This is a genomic window from Glutamicibacter arilaitensis, from assembly GCF_044793945.1.
Taxonomy (GTDB): Bacteria; Actinomycetota; Actinomycetes; order Actinomycetales; family Micrococcaceae; genus Glutamicibacter; species Glutamicibacter arilaitensis_B.
Genome location: NZ_CP084994.1, coordinates 2876829 through 2896748 on the forward strand (window position 1 = coordinate 2876829; position 19920 = coordinate 2896748).

A 19920-nucleotide genomic window follows, 5' to 3' on the forward strand; every position below is an offset into this window, starting at 1 on the left:
CTTACTTCTTGACGTTCTCGTCGTCTTCGTCGATGACCTCGGCGTCAACGATGTCTTCATCAGCATTCGGAGCCTGCTCGCCTTCGGGAGCTTCGGCGCCTTCGGTCTGGGTGTTGGCGTAGATTGCCTCGCCCAGCTTGGTCTGCGAAGCCTGCAGCTTCTCAAACGCGGCCTTGACCTCGTCGTCGTTATCCTGCTTCTCCAGGGCTTCCTTCAGTGCGTCGACGTCGGCCTGAACCTCGGTCTTGACCTCTTCAGGAAGCTTTTCCTCGTTGTCCTTGATCAGCTTGTCAACCGAGTAGGCTGCCTGCTCGGCCGCGTTGCGGGTCTCGGCTGCCTCGCGGCGGGCCTTGTCCTCTTCGGCGTGAGCTTCGGCTTCCTGCACCATGCGCTCGATGTCTTCCTTCGACAGCGAGGAGCCTCCGGTGATGGTCATCGACTGCTCGGTACCGGTGCCCTTGTCCTTAGCGGAGACGTGCACGATGCCGTTGGCGTCGATGTCGAAGGTGACCTCGACCTGCGGGATGCCGCGCGATGCCGGTGCGATACCGGTCAGCTCGAAGGTGCCCAGTGGCTTGTTGTCGCGGGTGAACTCGCGCTCGCCCTGGAAGACCTGGATGGACACCGAAGGCTGGTTGTCCTCGGCGGTGGTGAAGGTCTCCGAACGCTTGGTTGGGATCGCGGTGTTGCGCTCGATCAGCTTGGTCATCACGCCGCCCTTGGTTTCAATACCCAGGGACAGTGGGGTGACGTCGATCAGCAGCACGTCCTTGCGCTCGCCCTTCAACACGCCTGCCTGCAAGGCTGCGCCCACGGCAACGACCTCATCAGGGTTGACGCCCTTGTTGGCTTCCTTGCCGGCCATGTCCTTGACCAGTTCGGCAACGGCTGGCATACGGGTGGAACCGCCGACGAGGATCACGTGTGCGATCTCCGAGACCTTGACGCCGGCTTCGGCGATCACGTCGTGGAATGGCTTCTTGGTGCGATCCAGCAGATCCTTGGTCAGGTCCTGGAACTTGGCACGCGATAGGTGCTCGTCCAGGTGAACCGGGCCCTCTGGGGTGACCGAAAGGTACTGCAGGGAGATGTTGGTGCTGGTAGCCGAAGAGAGTTCCTTCTTGGCCTGCTCAGCAGCTTCCTTCAGACGCTGCAGCGCGATCTTGTCCTTGGACAGGTCGGCGCCCTTCTGCTTGGCCTGAGCCAGCAGCCAGTCAACGACGCGCTGATCCCAGTCGTCGCCGCCGAGGCGGTTATCTCCGGCGGTGGAGCGAACCTGGATGGTGGAGAAGCCATCGTCGTCCTTGCCAACTTCCAGCAGGGAAACGTCGAAGGTACCGCCACCGAGGTCGAAGACCAAGATGAGTTCGTCTTCTTTGCCCTTTTCCAGGCCGTAAGCCAGAGCTGCGGCGGTTGGCTCGTTGACGATGCGCAGTACGTTCAGGCCTGCGATTTCGCCGGCTTCCTTGGTGGACTGGCGCTCGGCATCGTTGAAGTATGCAGGAACGGTGATGACCGCGTCGGTGACCTTTTCACCCAAGTACGACTCGGCGTCGTTCTTCAGCTTCATCAAGGTACGAGCGGAGATTTCCTGAGCGGTGTACTTCTTCTCGTCTACGTTGATGGACCAGTCGGTACCCATGTGACGCTTGACCGAAGCGATGGTGCGGTCAATGTTGTTGACTGCCTGGCGCTTGGCGATATCGCCGACCAGAACTTCGCCGCTCTTCGAGAAAGCAACGATCGACGGGGTGGTGCGGTTACCTTCCGCATTTGCGATAACGGTTGGCTCACCGCCTTCGAGCACGGATACAACCGAGTTAGTGGTTCCTAGGTCAATGCCTACAGCACGCGACATATTGGCTCTCCTTTGCAGTGGTTTGAAAGTACTAACGCCTGGAGCTGATGCCCTATTGAGCGTTCTGGACTCAAGTTTATGCACGGTCTTTTTTGACTGTCAAATCAACTTGAGCGAACCTGACTCAACTTTACGTTCTGTCCTGTTCAACCGCCATAGTTCGAGAATAATTCCCAGGAGACAGAAATAATCTCGGCGTGGGCTTTAGCCAGTGGGCTAGCGTGCACGAAAGGCAGGCTCGCGCATGGCAGCGATAACGCGTACGAGAGGCTCGTCATCGCAGCGCAGAGCGTCGTCACGATCACCCCAATTACGGACTTGACCTTGATGATCATCTTCTAGCGCAACCTGTCTGAACGACTCGCAAGGCAGGTCGACGGCACCAGCTGACCATGCGCGCCCGCCAGCTTAGCCAACGCATTCGAGCCAATTGCCTGGTTCCCTTTTTGGGCGACCAAGGTAGTCGAATTTGATCCGTGGGCGCCATATGAACGAGCCACCCGCGGATGTTCCGAGGGTGGCTCGTTCGCTCAGAGCATGCCTACTTGCTCAGCAGCGGGAGTCCCGTAGCGGCAAGCACTCCGAAGACTGTGCCCCACAAAACAATGGAAATCAGCTGCCAGAAGATGACCTTTTGCTTATTCGCGCCAAAGGACACCAACGCCGCTGACGTGATCTGCGACGGCAGAATGGTCTGGCCCAAGAGGCTGACGCCGGCAATGCCGTACTTATCAAATGCCCTGTGCAGCTTTTCGTATTTACGTGCCTTATTTTCGGATTCGACGCCCTTTCGCACCTTCGTGCGCACTGCATGCGCGCTATTGACGAAAAGTAGCATCGAGATCGCGTTGCCGATCACTGCTGAAATCACCGCGAGAATCACCGGAATCCCGAGCAGTACACCGATCACCGATCCAAAATAGGATTCAACAAATGGGATCGAGGCGACGACCGCCACGGCTAACCACTGCAACGGCTCGGGAAATGATGCGGCAAAATTCTGCAGTGTCTCGATCACGATATAGGCTCCTGAAAGCGTAAATGCACGGGTGACTTGTAAATCTAACCCTACTTTTGGCCTAGTCGCAGAGGATCATCCGATAGGGGTAATCTTTCGGGCCGCATCTGGACGAGGTTAACGAACTGGTCCCCCGCATCCGATGAAGATCAGATACGAGGGACCAGTTCTAAAAACCAACCGCTAATGTTTAGCGGCTACGAGTTGCCGGGCTCGATGCGCGGCGCGGGCCGCGGGAACCTCCACCGGCAGCCGACGCGCCAGCTCCTGCGCCGCGGCCACCCTGACGTGGTGCACGGTTACCACCGGTTGGGCGCTCGGCATTCGCGTTTTGCCCGCCGCGTGACGGACGTTCGGCATTAGCCGAGTGACCTGCGCGGGCTGGACGTTCAGCATTGGCCGAAGCGCCTCGCGCTGGGCGACGGTTGGAGTTGTGCTGAGCTTCGCCTTCGCCACCCGAGCGAGTGCCACGAGCCGGACGGCCACCACGGCTTGCACCATTACCGCCACGAGCGGATCCGTTGCTTGAAGCTGCCGCGGATTTCTTGCGTGGTGAAGATTTCTGCTGGACCGGAGCAACATAAGCCACAGATTCTGCAACTTCGCCAACGACGTTCGCAACGACACTGGAGTTCAAGTTGACCTTCTCGAAAGGAACCTTCAAGCCAGCCTGCTTGAGCAAGGTTGCGACATCGCCCTGCTGATCTGGAGTGCAAATGGTCACCACGGTGCCGCTGGATCCGGCACGCGCGGTACGGCCCGAACGGTGGGTGTATGCCTTGTGCTCTGCCGGTGGATCGACGTGCACAACAAGCTCCACACCATCAACGTGTACGCCACGGGCGGCAACGTCAGTCGCTACCAACACCTTGGCTTCACCTGAGGAGAAGGCTGCGAGGTTGCGGTCACGAGCGTTCTGCGACAGGTTTCCGTGCAAATCAACTGCTGGAACGCCTGCCTTTGAAAGCGCTACGGCCATCTTCTTGGCATGGTGCTTGGTTCGCATGAACATGATGCGGCGTCCGGTGCCCTGAGCCAAAATACGGATTAGTTCCTTCTTGTCGCCAGCCGGAATCACGAAGACATGGTGTTCCATGGTGTTCACTGCGGCTTCCGGGGCATCAACCGAGTGGACGGTTGGATTGCTCAGGTAGCGCTTGACGACCTTGTCCACGCCGTTGTCCAAGGTGGCGGAGAAGAGCATGTGCTGGATGCCCGTTGGCATGCGGTCCATGATGCGACGCACGACTGGCAAGAACCCCATGTCGGCCATGTGGTCAGCCTCGTCCAGAACTGAAATTTCCAGCTGGGACAGGTCAACGACCTTCTGCTTGATCAAATCGTCGAGGCGACCGGGGCAGGCAATGACAATGTCAACGCCCTCGTTCATGGCCTTCTCCTGGCGGCTCTGAGCCACGCCACCGTAGATTACGGTGGTGCGCAGTCCGGAGGCTGCAGCCAGTGGGTCAACTGCCTTGGCGATCTGGGTGGCCAACTCGCGGGTTGGAGCCATGATTAAGGCTCGTGGGAAGCGAGCCTTGCGACGCTGTGGACGCTGCGCCAAGCGCGCTACCAGTGGGATCGAGAAGGCAAGGGTCTTACCGGAACCGGTCTGTCCGCGGCCGAGTACGTCGCCGCCGGCAAGAGTGGTGGGAAGCGTTGCTTCCTGAATTGGGAAGGCGGTTTCGATGCCGAAGTTCGCCAAAACGTTCGCTAGGTTTTCGGGCACGCCAAGGGCGCTAAAAGTTGTAGTCATGCTCAAACTTTCTCTCTGATTCGCACGCCGGTTTCGGCGTTTGGTTTCGCCGAGCCAGGAGGAAGTCCACTACAAGTCAAAGGCGTAATCTGAGCCGATAACTTGGGGAGAAGAAAGGCGCTTTGCGGCGCAGATCATCAGAGGGAAATCTAAACTGTCGACGAATGCACACCGAGCTTTTCGGGAGAATCACCGAATCACTTGCTGGTGCGCACAGTTCCATTCTACAGGCCTCGGACGGACCCAGCCAGCGTCTGGGTCCGTCCATTGTCCGCAAATCAAGAGATCTCAGACACGTCGAGGGCTAGTCGGCCTTCTTGGCTAGCTTCGAAGGCCACCAGACTTTCGGTCCAATTTCCTCCACGAGCGCTGGCACCAGCAGGCTTCGAACGATGAAGGTATCAAGCAAGACACCGAAGGCCACGATGAATCCAAGCTGGGCGAGGAACATGATCGGAACGACTCCCAATGCCGCGAAGGTCGCCGCCAGAACTACACCTGCCGAGGTGATCACTCCGCCAGTGACTTTCAGTCCCCGGCGCATGCCTTCGCGGGTTCCATACTTCAAGGTCTCTTCACGCACGCGTGTCATCAAGAAGATGTTGTAGTCCACGCCCAGGGCCACCAGGAACACGAAACCGAACAGGGGAACCGCCGGGTCCGCGCCGGAGAACTTGAAAATGCCGTTGAATACCAGAGCACTGACGCCCATCGCAGTTCCGTAGGAGATAACCGTGGTCACGATCAGCAGCACCGGCGCCAGCACCGAACGCAGCAACAGCATCAGAATGATCAAGATCGCGATGAGCGTCAGCGGAATAATCTTGACCAAATCGGCCAAAGCAGTATCGGCGGTGTCCAGCTGCGTCGCGGTGGTTCCGCCGATCAGCGCCTCGGCGTCAACTGCATGAACCGCGTCGCGTAGTGCGCCAATGGTTTCCTTGGCCTCATCCGAGTCGGCAGCGTCGCTCAACGTAATGGAGATCAGGCTGCGCCCCTCGATCACCTGCGGCTCGGCACCGCGTTCGGCGAGGGCCGGACCGCCGTCTTCTGCCTGCAAGTAAGCCGAGTCCACTCCGGTGACATCCAGTACATCTTCGAGAATTATGGCCGCATCGGCTTCGCTCACCACCGCGATGGCTGGTGAACCAGATCCCGCAGGGAAGTGCTCACCGAGCGCGGCCTGTCCGTCCCGTGATTCCGAACCGCCAATGACCAGCTCGCTTTGCGGAACACCATGCGCCTTGAGCTGAGTTATCCCCAGCGCACCAGCGGCAAGAACCAACAAAGTGAGGATCCAAATGGGTCGCGGATGGGCCGCGACGAAGTTCGCGATGCGCCCCCACAGCCCTTCTTTCACCACGGCATGCTCACCGTGCTGGGCGACTTTGGGCGGGAATGGCCAATAAGCAGCCCGTCCGAGCAGGCCAAGCACTGCGGGCAGGAAGGTCAGAGCGGCAATGATGGAGAAGATGATGCCGCTGGCCCCAATGGGCCCCAGCGCCTTGTTCGAGTTCAGATCGGAGAACAGCAGGCAGAGCAGGCCGACGGTCACGGTGCCGCCGGAGGCAACAATGGGCTCCAAGGAACTGCGCCAGGCCTTGGCCACCGCTTGCAACTTGCCATGGCCCTCGGCCAAGGCTTCCTTATGCCGAGCTACGAAGAGCAACGAGTAATCCGTCGCCGCACCGATCACCAGAATGGACAGAATTCCCTGCGACTGCCCGTCGAGGCTAATCCACTGCGCATCGGCCATGTAGTAGACAGTGACGATCGCCGCGCAGAGCGCCACTACCGAGGTGAGCAATACTGCAAATGGCAGGAGCACTGACCGGTAGACCAAGAGCAGGATGACTAGAACGGCCACCAGAGCCACGCCTAAGAGCACCCCGTCAATTCCGCCGAAGGCTTCGATGAGGTCTGCGCTGAATCCAGCGGGACCGGTGACATAACCCGTCGCACCCTCGGGAATAAGCTGCTCCAGCGTCGCCCGAAGTTCATCGACGCCAATATTCGCTTTGACCTCTGAGCTCACGGGCACCAGCAGTTCAACGGCTTTCCCGTCTTCGGAGATGAAGGGACCCGTGACCTGTCCATCAAGATAGGCAAAGTCCGTCAGCTGCTTCGCCAGATCCTCACCGGCACTGGCAGGCAGGTCGGTTTCGCTCGTGACGAGCACCACCGCTGGAATCGCATCCGAGGTGCGGAACTTGTTTTGCCATTCGAGAGCTCGCGTAGCTTCGGCCGTTGCCGGAAGGAAGGCAACTTGGTCATTTGTCTGGACCTCGGAGAGCTTGCCAAAGGTGGGACCGCCCACGGCCGCTATGGCCATCCAGAGCAAAATCACCAAAGAGTACACCACCAGGCGCACGCCTACAGCTTTCTTAGTTGACGGCGACTCTGGCTTTCTCAGGTGTGACACGGTGTGGTCCTTTTCGCAGTTACACGGACTTGCAAAGAATGTCGAACAAGTTCAGCCTAGCAGAAAGTAGTTCCATCATGGAATGATTAGATCACCTATACAATCAACTCCATGTCTACGACTACAAACCATCAGCTTGTGGCGCTCTTGCGCGAATTCGGCCATGCGACCGATCGATACGTCGAGTCGACCGGATCGATCCACGGCACCCACCGTACGGACATGAATGCGCTTTCGATCATCATGAAGTATCAGATACGCGGGACCCTCCCCTCCCCGCGTGATCTCAGCCGGGAGCTGCAGCTGAGTTCGCCGGCAACAACCGCGATGCTTGACCGGCTCGAGAAGATCGGCTTCATTGAGCGGCAACGTACCGATAAGGATCGCCGTGTCGTACGCATCGCCATGACCGACAAAGCACGCCGCGAAGGCAGAGAGATGTTCCTGCCCCTAGGCAAGAACATGCTCGAAATTATTGCCGACTACGATGCCGAGCAGCTTTCCCTCATTACCGACTTCATGAACCGCGTCGTTGCCGGGGTCGACGCGGCCCGAGCCGAAGTGGTGTCACACCATGAAGCCAAATCTGCTTTGGGGACCAAAACGATCTAAGCTGATCCAGTGACTCTTGCACTTTGGATTTCCCTGCTCGGAGCGAGCATCGTCATTAGCTTCACTCCCGGCGCCGGCGCAATCAATACGATGACCAATGCGATGCGGCTTGGTTTCCGATCGTCCATCTGGGGAATCCTGGGCCAGCAAATCGCATTGCTCATCCATGTGATCATTGTTGCCGCCGGCGTGGGTCTCTTAGTTGCCAGTTCGCCGGCGATCTTCGCCATGGTGCGCTATGCCGGCGCGGCCTATCTGGTGTATTTGGGCATCCGAATGATTCTCTCGAAACCAGATGTTGCCTCGGACGGCACCACCCAAAGCAGTGCCGTAGGCCGCTGGGCGATGGTTCGGCGCGGGATTCTAGTGAATCTGCTGAACCCCAAAGCCATTGTGTTCTTCCTGGCGTTCACACCGCAGTTCATTCGGCCCGACGAACCGCTTCTCCCGCAGTATTCCATCTACATCGGCACGATCATCTTTGTAGATATCTTGGTGATGTGGTTCTTCTTCGCCGCCACAGCGCGTACCTTCCAACGCTTCACCGCCACTGTACGCGGAGCAAAAATCCTTAATCTGGTCTTTGGCACCCTCTTCATTTTCGTGGCAGCCCTGCTGCTTTTCCTGCATTAGCCCCCGCGCGAGTTCGCGGCACCGAAGCGCATCGAAAAATCGTTGCCTTTTTGTTCTCATAAATAGGGCGCGTAGCTCTCGAAGGTTAGCCCCACTTGTGCCTAGACTAATGACATGTTCCGGATAATGATCGTGTGCACGGGAAACATCTGCCGTTCGCCTATGGCCGAGTACATGCTCAAGAATGCGTTAGGCGACGCGGGAATCTCCGAAGTCGAGCTCTCGTCCAGAGCGACTACCGACGGGGAGGTCGGCAATCCCATCGACCCACGCGCGGCGAACACCCTTCGCGCCCATGGCTTGGACGCGTCCGGGCATGTGGCGCAACAGGTCACCGGCGAAGAACTGGCACAAATGGATCTGGTGTTGGCGATGGACACCGATCACTTCGAATTCCTCGTACCGGATCTCGCCGAAATCGACCAGGCAGGTCGCCCGCTGCTACGCATGTTCAGGTCTTTCGATCCGGCTAGCGCCAATGAGCCCCACGACAGCCAGGGTGTCTACGACCCTTGGTATGGCGACGCCGGAGATTTCAGGGAAACTTGGAAGATGATCGCTGCCAGCCTGCCCGCCCTCGTCGATTATGTGCGGAGTAACATCGCCTCCCGTGGAAACCGCTAGACCATACATTATTGCCCTCGACGGTCGTTCCGGAGCGGGCAAAACACAATTCGCAGCTGCGCTAGCCACCGCGCTGGGTGCCAACCCAACTGCAGATATATTGCACCTCGAAGACCTGTACCCGGGATGGGACGGGCTTGCCCAAGCCAGGAATCTCTACGCTGAGCTCCTGCCTAAGCTAGCTCAAGGCCACGAGGTCTCTTGGAATACCTGGGATTGGGAAACGAACCAATTCGCGCAACCGCGCACCTTTGCCCCCGGTCGAGTTCTCATCATCGAAGGAGTTGGCGCTGGCGGAGCCGTCGCACGCGACTACGTGGATGTGAGCATCTGGTTGGAGGCACCGACGTCGCTGCGCCGCGAACGGGCCTTGGCACGAGATGGCGAAACCTACCGCCCCTACTGGCAGCAGTGGGCCGCGCAGGAAAGCTCCTATCTCGAAACCGAAGCCCCGCAAGATCACGCCACCATCATCCTCAACGGCGCAGCCGAGCAAAGCCCGAGCGAACAGCTGCGCGGCGCACAGCGATTCCTGCCAACTGCTCTGCAGCGCTTGCTCCCCCACAATGGAATTTTGGGGGCGCCAGCGCTCCAGGAGACCTTCGCGGCACCGGTGGATGTAGCGTCCCTGTTTGAGGCCTTAGCATCTTCCCTGTCCACGGCAGCATTGCTGGAATCAACGAGCCATAGACTCAGCGATCCGTTGGATCGCAATAGGTACTCGGTGCTTGCCCTGGCGCTGGATCCGGACGCCCCAATTCTTTCGAGCGCAGCGCACAAAACTGTGGTCCGGATCGGCTCGGCCACGGTGCATCTGGGTGCTGAGTTCTTTACCGCTCTTCACCGCTTGTGGCCCCAGCAACCGGAGTTGGCCTGCGACTATCCGATGCCTCAATGGGTGGGCTATCTGGGTTATGAATTGAACCGTGAGCTCGGCGCGCAAGATCGTACCGTCTTATTGGCAGATGGCAGTCCACGGCCCGACGCGCAGTTCTTCCGCCCCGACGCGGTGCTGGTCGTTGACCACCGGCTGCATCGGATGATGCTGCACTGCTCCACCGATCGGGTAGCTCAGCTACGCGAGATCATCAAGGCTGCCGCTCTTGCCGGGGTTCGCCATGCCTCCCCCCTACCCCCGCTGGCCTTTGAATGCGCAGATTCCGCCAACGGGTACCAGCACAAGGTCCGGACGGTGCAGCAACAAATTTTTGAGGGAAACACCTACGAGGCCTGCCTCACCACGGTGTTGAAAAGCCGGAGCGAAGAATTCTCGCCTTTCGAGGCGTACTGCCGGATGCGCGAATCAAGCCCCGCCCCTTTTGCGCACTATCTGCGCCTGGCCGATCTCGAAGTCGCAAGCATCTCGCCGGAAAGATTTCTGAGCTTGGACGCGCAGGGCAAACTTCGTGCCGAACCGATCAAAGGAACCCGCCCCCGCGGCAAAAGCGAACCGGAGGACCTAGCGCTCGCCCACGACTTGGCCACGCACCCGAAGGACCGCGCCGAAAACATCATGATCGTAGATCTGCTGCGCAACGATTTATCGCACTATGCCCTGCCCGGCACGGTATCCGTCAAACGCCTGTGCGCAGTGGAAACCTATTCGACGGTTCATCAAATGGTCTCCACCATCGACGCCAGATTGCGCAATCGCCAAGACGCGGCACTTGCGCTGCGCGAAGCCTTCCCGCCCGGATCGATGACCGGAGCGCCAAAGCTTTCGAGCATGGCGATCCTCGACGAATTAGAAGAGCAACGCCCCCGTGGGCTTTACTCGGGCGCGGTGGGCTATCTTGGCTACGATGGATCGGCCGATTTTTCGGTCGTAATCCGCACTTTGGTCTGCGACCGGTTCTCCGCCGATGGCTGGGAACTGAGCCTCGGACTTGGCGGTGCCATCACCGCCGATTCCGATCCGCAAGAGGAATGGGAAGAAGTGCTTACCAAATCGGTGGGAGTGCTTTCCGCGCTCGGCACAGAATTCCCGGTGCGGGATTAGGCCTCGCGAATTACTGCAAGGTAGCGGTCAACCGGCACACATTGTCGATCCAGCGTTGCAGGCGCGGCCGGCGGCGCCATTCGCTCAAGGTCAGCTCCGAAGAAATTTCGCGGTAGTGATCTTGCACTTGGTTCACCGCGTCGACGATCTCCGGGCCAAGCATCATCACCGAAATTTCCATATTCAAGCTGAATGACCGCATATCCATATTCGAGGAGCCGACCACGGCGACATCATTGTCGGCGGTGAAGCATTTCGTGTGCAGAACCATCGGGGCCGGGTAGCGGTGGATTCTCACGCCGGCTTGCAGAAGCTGCTGATAGTACGACTGCTGAGCGTGATGCACCAGGAACTGGTCTCCTTTTTCGCAGACGAAAAGATCGACTTCGACGCCGCGTTGCGCAGCGGTTGTAATGGCATAGAGCAGCGAGTCGTCGGGCACGAAATACGGACTCGTGATTTTCAATCGTTCGGTGGCCGAATACATCAAGGTATTGAAAAGCCGCAAGTTATTCTCGGATTCGTACCCCGGCCCACTCGGCAATACCTGCGCGAGAGTTGTTCCGGGTTGATCGGCCTGCGACAGCGGATGCGAAGCTTCAGTCAAATCCGACAGGACATCGGAGGCGTCATCTTCCTGCCACCAATCGGTCGCGAAGGTGACATCCAAGCTGCGCACCAGCGGACCCTCTACGCGCAGCATCATCTCGACCCATTCACGGCCTACAGCGTGAGCGGATTCGCGTTTATAACCCGGTTCAATCAGATTCTGGCTGCCGGTGAACGCGACTGCACCGTCCACGACGAGGATCTTGCGGTGGTTGCGCAGATCCGGGCGTCGCCAGCGTCGGCCGATCGGGTCGATGGGCAGCATTGCGCGCCATTCGATTTCGGAGTTGCGCAGCCGCTTCTTCAAATCCCGGTATCCAGACACCCGCAGGGTACCTAGATGGTCGAAGAGCAGACGGACATTCACACCGCGGCGTGCGGCGGCTTCCAAAGCCTCTAGGACCGGACCGACATACTCTTCATCATCGCCCATGATGTAGAACTGAATGTGCACGTAGCGCTGGGCCTGTTCGATGGCCTGGCGCATAGATTCGAGGGACTGCTTGTAATTGGAAAGCACCTCGACGTTGTTCCCTCCGTCAAGCGGGAACGCCCCAAGCTTGCGATTGAGTGCAACCGCCGATTCCACCCACTCTTCGGAGGAATGGAACTCTTCGGGAAGCTGCATGTGGGACGTGGCATTCATAATGCTCTCGTTGGCTCGACGCTGCTTCTCCAAACGACGACGCGAAAGCCTCGGGTTCGCAAAAAGCAGGTAGGCTGCCAGCCCCGCCACGGGAATGAAATAAATCGCCAATAGCCAAGCCATGGCGGTTGTTGGACGGCGGTTTCCGGGGACGATGCCAATCATCACGAAGCGCACAATGATGTCAATTGCAACGGCAATTGGCCACAGGACGGCACCAATCTGAAGCAATAATTCGCCGCTAGGCAACATCTAGACACGCTCCGCTCTCTTTTTCTTTGATGAATTTAGCGCCTTTGACGCAGTCAGCACGCCAAACTACTTGACTTAGACTATCCAATCCGTGGCGACTTGCCCGTGTTTGAAGCACCCATTGGCGCGTACTGCGGCAAAGTTTCGATAATCTTGAACTATGAGCTCACTCGTATTCCTTGATCCGGCGTATCCTGCCGGGCGCTTGGCAGATATTAATGCACCGCAACTTCCAGTAACCGCCCAAGGCGTGACTCGAGGCGATGGTGTGTTCGAGTCGATGCTCTACACCAATCAAGCCGTGCGCAAAATGGAAGCGCATCTGGCCCGTCTGGCAATTTCTGCCGAAGCCTGCGATCTCAGCATTCCCGACGAGCATCGTTGGCGCGCGGCCATCGATACCGCCGTGGCCGACTTCGACGCGGATGGCGGCGCCGAAGAGGCTGTGGTCAAGCTCGTGGTTTCCCGTGCAGCCACCGACGCCGAGCAGGCACTGTGTTGGGTCACCGTAGCCCCCTCCCCGCAATTGGGCAAAGATCAGCGCGAGACGGGAATCGACGTCCTGCTGCTCGATCGCGGCTACGATTCTAAGCTTGCCGAGCGTGCCCCTTGGCTGCTGATGGGCGCCAAAACATTGTCTTATGCAGTGAATATGGCGGCTTTGCGTTTCGCCCACAAGCACGGAGCCCAGGACGTCATCTTCACCTCGTCCGACGGCGTGGTTTTGGAGGGCCCGACCTCCACCGTGCTCATTGCCCAACGCGATGGTGACACCAAACGGCTACTCACCCCGATGCTGGAAACTGGCATACTGCCCGGCACTACCCAAAGCGCGATCTTCGATGCGGCGGAACAATACGGTTGGGAGCTGGGCTATGGTCCGCTCCGCCCGGAGGACCTCTATCAGGCGGACGGGGTCTGGCTGGTTTCTTCGGTGCGACTGCTCACTCCGGTTCATACCCTCGATGCCAAACCACTACGCTTGGACGCTGAGCTCCACGCGGAGCTCAGCGACCTCAGCGATTCTGTGCGTTAACTCCAAACCAGGTTGAAGGTGCCCGCCCACAGGGCGGCACCGATAGCCAGGATACCGAGTAGTACTCCGGTGGCCAGCACCGTACCGTCAAGCCAAGTGAAAGTCGCGGCGCGCACCCAGGTACGTGGTCCCGTGCCAAAGCCTTTGGCTTCCATGGTCACAGCGAGCCTTCCGGCGCGTCGCAATGCTTGCACCAACAGCGCCAGCACTTGCCCTAGCTTCGCTTTCACCCGTTGGACAGGTGAACGAAGATCACCGACTCCTCGCGCCCGGCGGGCTAAGGTCAGGGTCGTAAATTCCTCAACCAGCAACCCCAGCAAACGCATCCCGGCCAGGGCTCCCAGGACGAATCGGTGAGGAACCTTTAACTGTTGAGCCAGGGCACCGCCTAGGTCGCTGGGGTTCGTGGAGCTGAGCAAGAGCACCGTTGGCACCGCGAGCGCCAAGGTGCGTAACCCGGTCGCTACCCCGGCGCTCACCGATCCTTCGGTAATGCTCAGTATCCCGAGATTGAGCAATGTCTCTCCGGAATCTTCTCCCACCAGGGCAATTCCCCAGGCAGCGAGGGCTCCAGCAACAATTAATGGCCAGCCCCGGCGCATGAATGCACCCAAACGGAGCCCTGCCAGCGGCAAGGCGAAGAGCGTGGCAAGGATAACCACGCAGGCAGAGATCCAGTCGATAGTCGAGATCAAGGGCAAAGTTGCCCCGGCTACCGCACCCAGCTTGGCCAACGGATTAATTTTGGCCAGCCAGCTTCGCCCCAAGGGTGCGTCGAGCATCGTCCCCTGTCTTACCTGTTCCAGTTCGGCACCCGATTGGTCGCGGGTCAAAACGATCTGCTCCGCGTTGAGTGCGTGTGCAAAATCCTCGTCGTGAGTCACTGCGACAACGGCGATACCCGCTTCAAGCGCCTCGATCAGGATGTTGGCCAGTTCCCGCCACGTATTAGCGTCCTGGCCGAAGGTGGGTTCATCCAAGATCAACACATCTGGGGAGGCCGCCAGTACCGTCGCTACGGAAAGCCGGCGTTTCTCGCCGCCGGAGAGCGTAAACGGGTTGGCATCTTCCAGATGGGTCAGCCCCAGACGGTGCAGCAGTTCATCGACCCGCAGCGTTATCTGCTCTGGAACATACTTCTCATCCGCCACCCCAGCCAAGCGGGCGCGGGTGGGAGCGAATGCCAATTCCTCGCGAACACTTTGCGTGACGAATTGATGTTCCGGTTCTTGGAAAACCGAACCGATCCGTGCAACCAAAGCCCCTGCCCGCCACTGGAATGGGTACCGGCCCAACCCATCTGCCAGGGCGTCGCTAGCCTCAACCCGGCCTGCAGAAGGCTCAAGTAATCCTCCTATGGTCAGGGCCAAGGTGGATTTTCCTGCACCATTTTCTCCGTGAATCACCAAGGCTTGCCCGGCATGCAACTGCATATTAGTTTCCGCTGTGCGTTCCGCCTGAGCATTGCGTGCCGCGCGTAGTTTCACGGTACCGAGCAGCTCCTGCCCCACACGTGAGCCGATAGGGTCAGTGTGCGGAACGTAACCCGGAATCCAAATGCCCGACGAGGCCAATTCGCGGCGAATCTGTTCATTCTCAAAGAGCGCCCGTGGCGCGAGGTCATGGGCGATCCCGCCACCCGGCGCCAGGACAAGTACGCGATCTACGTGTTCCGCCCAGGCCTGCAAACGGTGTTCCACCACGAGCAGTGTCGCGCCGGTGTCATTAGCGGCGGCGATCACGGCATCGCGCAGTGGTTCGATTCCCGATGGGTCAATGTTTGCGGTGGGTTCGTCCAGGAGCATCAGACCGGGACCCATCGCAAGAATTCCCGCTAAGGCCAAACGCTGCTTCTGTCCTCCGGAGAGTTCTTGGGTGCGGTGCGCCAGATCGAGATTCCCAAGCCCTACGGCGCGAAGCACCTCGGGGATTCTCGAACGGATCAGTTCGGGAGCCATTCCAAGATTTTCCGCGCCGAAGGCGACATCATCACCGACCCGGCTTTGGACGATCTGTGTCTCGGGATCTTGCTGCATCAATCCGACGGGGAAACGACGGGCAAAGGCATTCTGCCGCTGAATCTGAAGTTCACCGGTGGCTTGCTGCCGTTCGTCTATTTCTAGAACCCCGGCCAAGGCGTGGAGCAGCGTTGATTTACCGGCACCGGATGGGCCCAGCAACAGCACCTTCTGACCGGCCGGTATAAGCAGGTTCAATCCGCTGAGCGCTGGCTCTGAACGCTCGGCATGATGCCACCCAAAATTTTCGGCCTTGATCTCAAAGCCGCGACCACCGAGGTGCCCGGCAACGGCTTCGGTAGTCGAAGAACTCAACTCAGACACCGCGCAACGTACTTTCAAGGTGTGCCGATCGGCTAGCCAACGCGCCTAAGGCGCCGGTCTTCGCCAAGGCACGAGTTGCCAGCCACGACAGTAGTCCCGCAATGACCAGACCAGAGATGCCCATAGCAACTACATGGAAGAGCTTCATCGCCTCGGTGTATTCTGCGAAATAACCTAGCAGGTAGGCTTCCCCGATACCGCCGAAAATGCCCGACATTAATCCTGCAAGAAGGGCCACCGGCAGGTTCCACCGGCGATATCTCACGGCGGCAAAGACCACTTCGGCGCCGAGTCCCTGGATCAAGCCGGAGAACAGCACCGCGAGTCCCCATTGAGAACCTAGCAAAGCCGAAATAACGGCGGCGAGGATCTCGCAATACAGCGCGGCACCGGGTTTGCGGATAATCAGCGCGCCGAGCACCGCAGGGAAAAGCCACATGCCAGATACGAAGGCGCTTGCCGGAGGGAAAGCCACGAATGCGAGGCTGACTAATCCGTATCCGGCGTTCCAGGCCCAAAAAATAACACCCGAGGCAACCGCGATTACCGAGGCCACGACGATGTCGACCACGCGCCAGCTGGCGCGTGTAGTTGCTGGTGCAACGTTCATAAGGTTTGTCCTCCTGGGTAAGGAGGGGAGATGTACGGACTCGTGGGCGTTTAATTGCGCGCCATGATCCGCATCCGAGATGCTCGACTTCCTTCGCCGGTACTAGCCGGAGCAGGTTCGAGGGTCTGCGATCTATCGCACTCTCAGCGTCTTGCACCGCGAACGGCATGACGCTCCCCTGTCGGAATGATTACTGCTCAACCACCATACCGCAGGTATGCTGGGCTACAGAACTAAACCTTACGACGCAAATGAGAGGTCCCAATGAACTCAGTGCAGAAGCTTGTAACCCTTGGAATTTCAATGGGAGCAGGAATGCTTGGAAGTCGACTGGTAGACAAGGTCTGGAAGGGCTTCACCGGAAATGACGCGCCACGTCACGGCAAGGAAGCAGCGGCAGAAGCAAGTATCCGCCAGGCTCTAGGGTTCGCTATATTCTCGGCCGTGGTCGCATCGATTATCCAGGTTTTGGCTGATCGCGGCACCAACAAGGCCATGAAGAAGTTCAGCAAGTAACATTGTGAAATTCCATTTGTGGGGCGGGCCCTCTGGCCTGCCCCACAAATGTTTAATCAGACTTAGGAATTCTCGGATTCGTCGGTCTGCGCAATTTTCGCTTGCGGCACCGCTCCGGTCGTTCCGGTTGTCTGAGAATGATTGCTGATGACCTGTTTGAGTTCATCAACATACAAGGTTTCTTTCGCAACGTGCTTCGTGCGATAACCGGCTCGGCCGATCATGTGCGCCGATACCGGAGCAGTCAACAGTTGCAACCCCCAAGCCAGAACAAAGACTGGAATTAGAGCCCAGCTGCGCAAATGGATGATGAGCCCGGCGAACAGCAATAAGAAGCCCAGTACTTGTGGCTTGGTGGCCGCATGCATGCGCGAAAGTAGATCCGGAAAAGTGATCAAGCCTATTCCGGCGATTAGCGACATCAAAGAACCAAGTACCAGCAGGACCGCAGCGAGTGCTTCGAGAAATGTATCCACTAGGCGTTCCTCTGATCCGAGACGAACCGTGACACGGTAACCGAGCCGATGAATCCCAGGGTGCAGGCAACCACCGTGAACAGCAGGTAATCCGTGTGTCGGTTTAGCGCCATGTCCAGGCACAGCGCACTGGAAATGATCAACAGCATGACATCAAGGGCGAGTACCCGGTCGAGAATCGAGGGGCCTTTGAAAACCCTCCACAGGCAAGCGATGGAGCCCAGCGCCAACATCACTCCGCCAATCCAAACAGCTATTTCAATCATTTCTTGGGCTTCCTGCTAGAGAAATCCGAACCGCATTCATTCTTGATCGCTTCGTATTCGTCGGGGCTTCCGATAGCCATGATCAAGCGGCGTTCAATATCGTGGATATTCGCTCGAGCTTTTTCTACTTCCTCGTCGCTATTCACATCAAGATAGTGCAGGTACAAGGTAGAACTGCTGCGGTCCACATCCACCACAAACGAACCTGGGATCAAGGTCAGCACGTGGCCCACGGTCATGACAATCAAGTCGGATTCGGTCCGCAGGGGCACAGCGATCACCGCGCTACGCGCATTTTTACCGCGTAGTATCGCAACTCGCGCGACCTGGACGCTAGCGACGACTACCTGCCCGATGAACCAGATGAAGAGCTTCAGGCAATACCAAGGGTTTATTCGTCCGGGAAGCACCACCGGCGGCAGCGGGAAAAGATTCACGATGACGATGGAAATAATCGCCCCAAACAACAGGTTCCCGGCCGAGAAGTCCTGCCACAGTGCACCCCACACGAAAATGAGAAGCAGGAGCAACGGCCACTCCTGCTTGAAGGTGGCACGGTGGCGGACACCGGAAGTGTCTAGCGCATCGTCGATGCGCTGGTCACGATGTATGAGATTCTTATTCGGCATCTGTCCGCCTCCTAACTCAACGGTAGTACTGCGTTGATGAATGGTTCACGTGCGATCAATTCGGCGGCCACGCGTTCGCAGAATGCGAAGATCGGTCCAGCGAAAATTGTCAGTGCGATGCCGGCGGCAACTAGCGATCCTGTCGCATAGCGCATGCCCCAGGGCAGCGATTCGGATTCCAGCTCACGGGCAAGCTTCCTGCCCAGATGCGGTGACTCAGCGCCACCTGCCGCGGCATGTTCTAGAACCCGGGTCGACTCGGCAACCAGTTGTGCGTTCGGCACCTCGGCATCCGCTGCACGGCGCCAAAACATACGCGCCCACACACGAATAATCGCGAGCAGGGTAAGCAAACTGGTCAGCAACCCGGCGCCAATGACAACCCAAGTCAAGGTGTCTGCCTCAGAAGACGCCGCATGCAGCAGACCAAACTTCCCGAGGAATCCGGAGAAGGGTGGAATGCCGCCGAGGTTGATGGCTGGAATGAAGAAGAGCAAGGCAAGCGTCGGAGACAGCTTGGCCAGCGATCCGAGTTTGGTCACGTTCGCGCTGCCGGCCCGGCGTTCAATGAGCCCGGCGACCATGAACAGCGAGGTCTGCACGATGATGTGGTGGCCCACGTAGTAGATGGTCGCGGCGATAGCCAGCGGTCCGCCCACGGCTACACCAAAGATCAGATAGCCAATATGGCTGGTCAGCGTGAACGAAAGCATACGCTTGAGGTCCGTCTGGGCCAGCGCACCAAGGATACCGATGACCATGGTCAGCGCCGCTACTACCAGCAGCGCCGCATTGACCGACCCACCGGGGAACAACAAGGTTTCGGTACGGATGATCGCATACACCCCAACCTTTGTCAGCAGCCCGGCGAACACCGCGGTGACCGGAGCCGGCGCGGTTGGATAGGAGTCCGGCAGCCAGAGCGAGAGCGGGAAGACGGCGGCTTTAATGCCGAAGGCGATCAGTAGCAGCACGTGCAGGATCAGCTGCGGGCCCTGGTCCAGTTCGGGGAGCTTCACGGCCAGGTCTGCCATGTTCACGGTACCCGTCGCGGCATAGATCATGGCGATAGCCATCAAGAAGATCACCGAGGAGACCACCGAAACCACCACATAGGTGGTACCGGCACGGATGCGTTCTGCGGTACCGCCAAGGGTTAGCAGCACGTAACTGGCGGTCAGCAGGATTTCGAAGCCGACGTACAGGTTGAATAGATCCGCGGCGAGGAAGGCGTTGGACACGCCGGCAAGCAGAATCAGGTAGGCCGGGTGGAAGACGGACACCGGTCCCGGCTCATCGCCATCGGCCAGACCCTGGCTGGTCGCGTAGAACAACACCGCGAGAGACACCAAGGTAGAGATCAGCAGCATGAAGGAGCTGAAGCCATCGACCATCAGCGCGATGCCGAAGGGCGAATCCCAACCGCCAATGTGGATGGCATAGCTTTCGCCGCCCCACACCGCTGCCACCATTCCGGCTTCGAGGACCAGCGTCAGGCAGAGGATGCCGATCGTGATCAGCCGCTGAACACGTAGGCGGCGGCGGGCCAGGAACGCTGCGCCTGCACCGAATATCGGCAGTAGGACAGCCAGTGGGGAGAGTTCGAGAAATTCCAT

The 19920-nt window shown here is 58.7% G+C and carries 17 protein-coding genes and 1 riboswitch; of the genes, 6 read left to right on the forward strand and 11 right to left on the reverse strand.

Annotated features, from left to right (window positions below; all coding sequences use genetic code 11):
• Position 1: 1 nt before the first annotated feature.
• From dnaK to LG294_RS13580, 4 genes are all read right to left on the reverse strand, one after another.
• Entirely contained in the window at positions 2 to 1858 is a 1857-nt protein-coding gene (gene dnaK, locus LG294_RS13565; RefSeq protein WP_404286543.1) for a molecular chaperone DnaK, read from the reverse strand.
• 541 nt (positions 1859 to 2399) lie between these two features.
• Positions 2400 to 2876 carry a hypothetical protein gene (locus tag LG294_RS13570; protein WP_404286545.1) on the reverse strand — a complete coding sequence of 159 codons (477 nt, stop codon included), beginning with the start codon at positions 2874 to 2876 and terminating at the stop codon, positions 2400 to 2402.
• A gap of 190 nt (positions 2877 to 3066) precedes the next feature.
• The gene (locus LG294_RS13575) at positions 3067 to 4632 is read right to left on the reverse strand and encodes a DEAD/DEAH box helicase (RefSeq protein WP_404286547.1); all 1566 of its coding nucleotides are present in this window, start codon (positions 4630 to 4632) and stop codon (positions 3067 to 3069) included.
• Positions 4633 to 4936: 304 nt separating this feature from the next.
• Entirely contained in the window at positions 4937 to 7054 is a 2118-nt protein-coding gene (locus LG294_RS13580; RefSeq protein ID WP_404286549.1) for an MMPL family transporter, read from the reverse strand.
• A 111-nt stretch (positions 7055 to 7165) separates the two neighbouring features.
• On the opposite strand from LG294_RS13580, the gene LG294_RS13585 reads away from it, so the two are divergent.
• From LG294_RS13585 to pabB, 4 genes are all read left to right on the forward strand, one after another.
• Positions 7166 to 7666, forward strand: a complete 501-nt coding sequence (locus tag LG294_RS13585; protein WP_404286551.1) for a MarR family winged helix-turn-helix transcriptional regulator — start codon at positions 7166 to 7168, stop codon at positions 7664 to 7666.
• Between the two features lie 9 nt (positions 7667 to 7675).
• On the forward strand, positions 7676 to 8299 hold the full coding sequence (locus LG294_RS13590) for a LysE family transporter (protein ID WP_404286553.1): 624 nt from the start codon (positions 7676 to 7678) through the stop codon (positions 8297 to 8299).
• Positions 8300 to 8413: 114 nt separating this feature from the next.
• Positions 8414 to 8923, forward strand: a complete 510-nt coding sequence (locus LG294_RS13595; protein WP_404286555.1) for a low molecular weight protein-tyrosine-phosphatase — start codon at positions 8414 to 8416, stop codon at positions 8921 to 8923.
• On the forward strand, positions 8910 to 10922 hold the full coding sequence (gene pabB / locus LG294_RS13600) for an aminodeoxychorismate synthase component I (protein WP_404286557.1): 2013 nt from the start codon (positions 8910 to 8912) through the stop codon (positions 10920 to 10922). The genes LG294_RS13595 and pabB overlap by 14 nt, the downstream gene beginning before the upstream one ends.
• Positions 10923 to 10932: 10 nt before the next feature.
• On the opposite strand, the gene cls is transcribed toward pabB, so the two are convergent.
• The gene (gene cls, locus LG294_RS13605) at positions 10933 to 12429 is read right to left on the reverse strand and encodes a cardiolipin synthase (protein WP_404286559.1); all 1497 of its coding nucleotides are present in this window, start codon (positions 12427 to 12429) and stop codon (positions 10933 to 10935) included.
• 160 nt (positions 12430 to 12589) lie between these two features.
• Here cls and LG294_RS13610 point away from each other — a divergent pair, with 160 nt between their 5' ends.
• The gene (locus LG294_RS13610) at positions 12590 to 13465 is read left to right on the forward strand and encodes an aminodeoxychorismate lyase (RefSeq protein WP_404286561.1); all 876 of its coding nucleotides are present in this window, start codon (positions 12590 to 12592) and stop codon (positions 13463 to 13465) included.
• Here LG294_RS13610 and LG294_RS13615 read toward each other — a convergent pair.
• Complete coding sequence (locus tag LG294_RS13615) at positions 13462 to 15807, reverse strand: ATP-binding cassette domain-containing protein (RefSeq protein WP_404286562.1); 2346 nt, start codon at positions 15805 to 15807, stop codon at positions 13462 to 13464. The genes LG294_RS13610 and LG294_RS13615 overlap by 4 nt on opposite strands.
• Complete coding sequence (locus tag LG294_RS13620) at positions 15800 to 16417, reverse strand: ECF transporter S component (protein WP_404286563.1); 618 nt, start codon at positions 16415 to 16417, stop codon at positions 15800 to 15802. Before LG294_RS13620 ends, LG294_RS13615 begins: the two co-directional genes overlap by 8 nt.
• A 71-nt stretch (positions 16418 to 16488) precedes the next feature.
• Positions 16489 to 16607, reverse strand: a riboswitch (TPP riboswitch).
• A gap of 83 nt (positions 16608 to 16690) precedes the next feature.
• On the opposite strand from LG294_RS13620, the gene LG294_RS13625 reads away from it, so the two are divergent.
• Positions 16691 to 16933 (forward strand): DUF4235 domain-containing protein, encoded by a 243-nt coding sequence (locus LG294_RS13625; RefSeq protein ID WP_404286565.1) that lies wholly within the window; start codon positions 16691 to 16693, stop codon positions 16931 to 16933.
• Between the two features lie 62 nt (positions 16934 to 16995).
• Here the strand turns inward: LG294_RS13625 and mnhG are convergent, their stop codons facing one another.
• The 4 genes from mnhG to LG294_RS13645 are packed head-to-tail and all read right to left on the reverse strand — an operon-like array spanning position 16996 to position 19920.
• Entirely contained in the window at positions 16996 to 17409 is a 414-nt protein-coding gene (mnhG, locus tag LG294_RS13630) for a monovalent cation/H(+) antiporter subunit G (RefSeq protein WP_404286567.1), read from the reverse strand.
• Positions 17409 to 17675, reverse strand: coding sequence for a monovalent cation/H+ antiporter complex subunit F (locus tag LG294_RS13635; protein ID WP_404286569.1), 267 nt, complete (start codon positions 17673 to 17675; stop codon positions 17409 to 17411). The genes mnhG and LG294_RS13635 overlap by 1 nt, the downstream gene beginning before the upstream one ends.
• Positions 17672 to 18304 carry a Na+/H+ antiporter subunit E gene (locus LG294_RS13640; protein ID WP_404286571.1) on the reverse strand — a complete coding sequence of 211 codons (633 nt, stop codon included), beginning with the start codon at positions 18302 to 18304 and terminating at the stop codon, positions 17672 to 17674. The genes LG294_RS13635 and LG294_RS13640 overlap by 4 nt, the downstream gene beginning before the upstream one ends.
• 11 nt (positions 18305 to 18315) lie before the next feature.
• Positions 18316 to 19920 carry a Na+/H+ antiporter subunit D gene (locus tag LG294_RS13645; RefSeq protein WP_404286573.1) on the reverse strand — a complete coding sequence of 535 codons (1605 nt, stop codon included), beginning with the start codon at positions 19918 to 19920 and terminating at the stop codon, positions 18316 to 18318.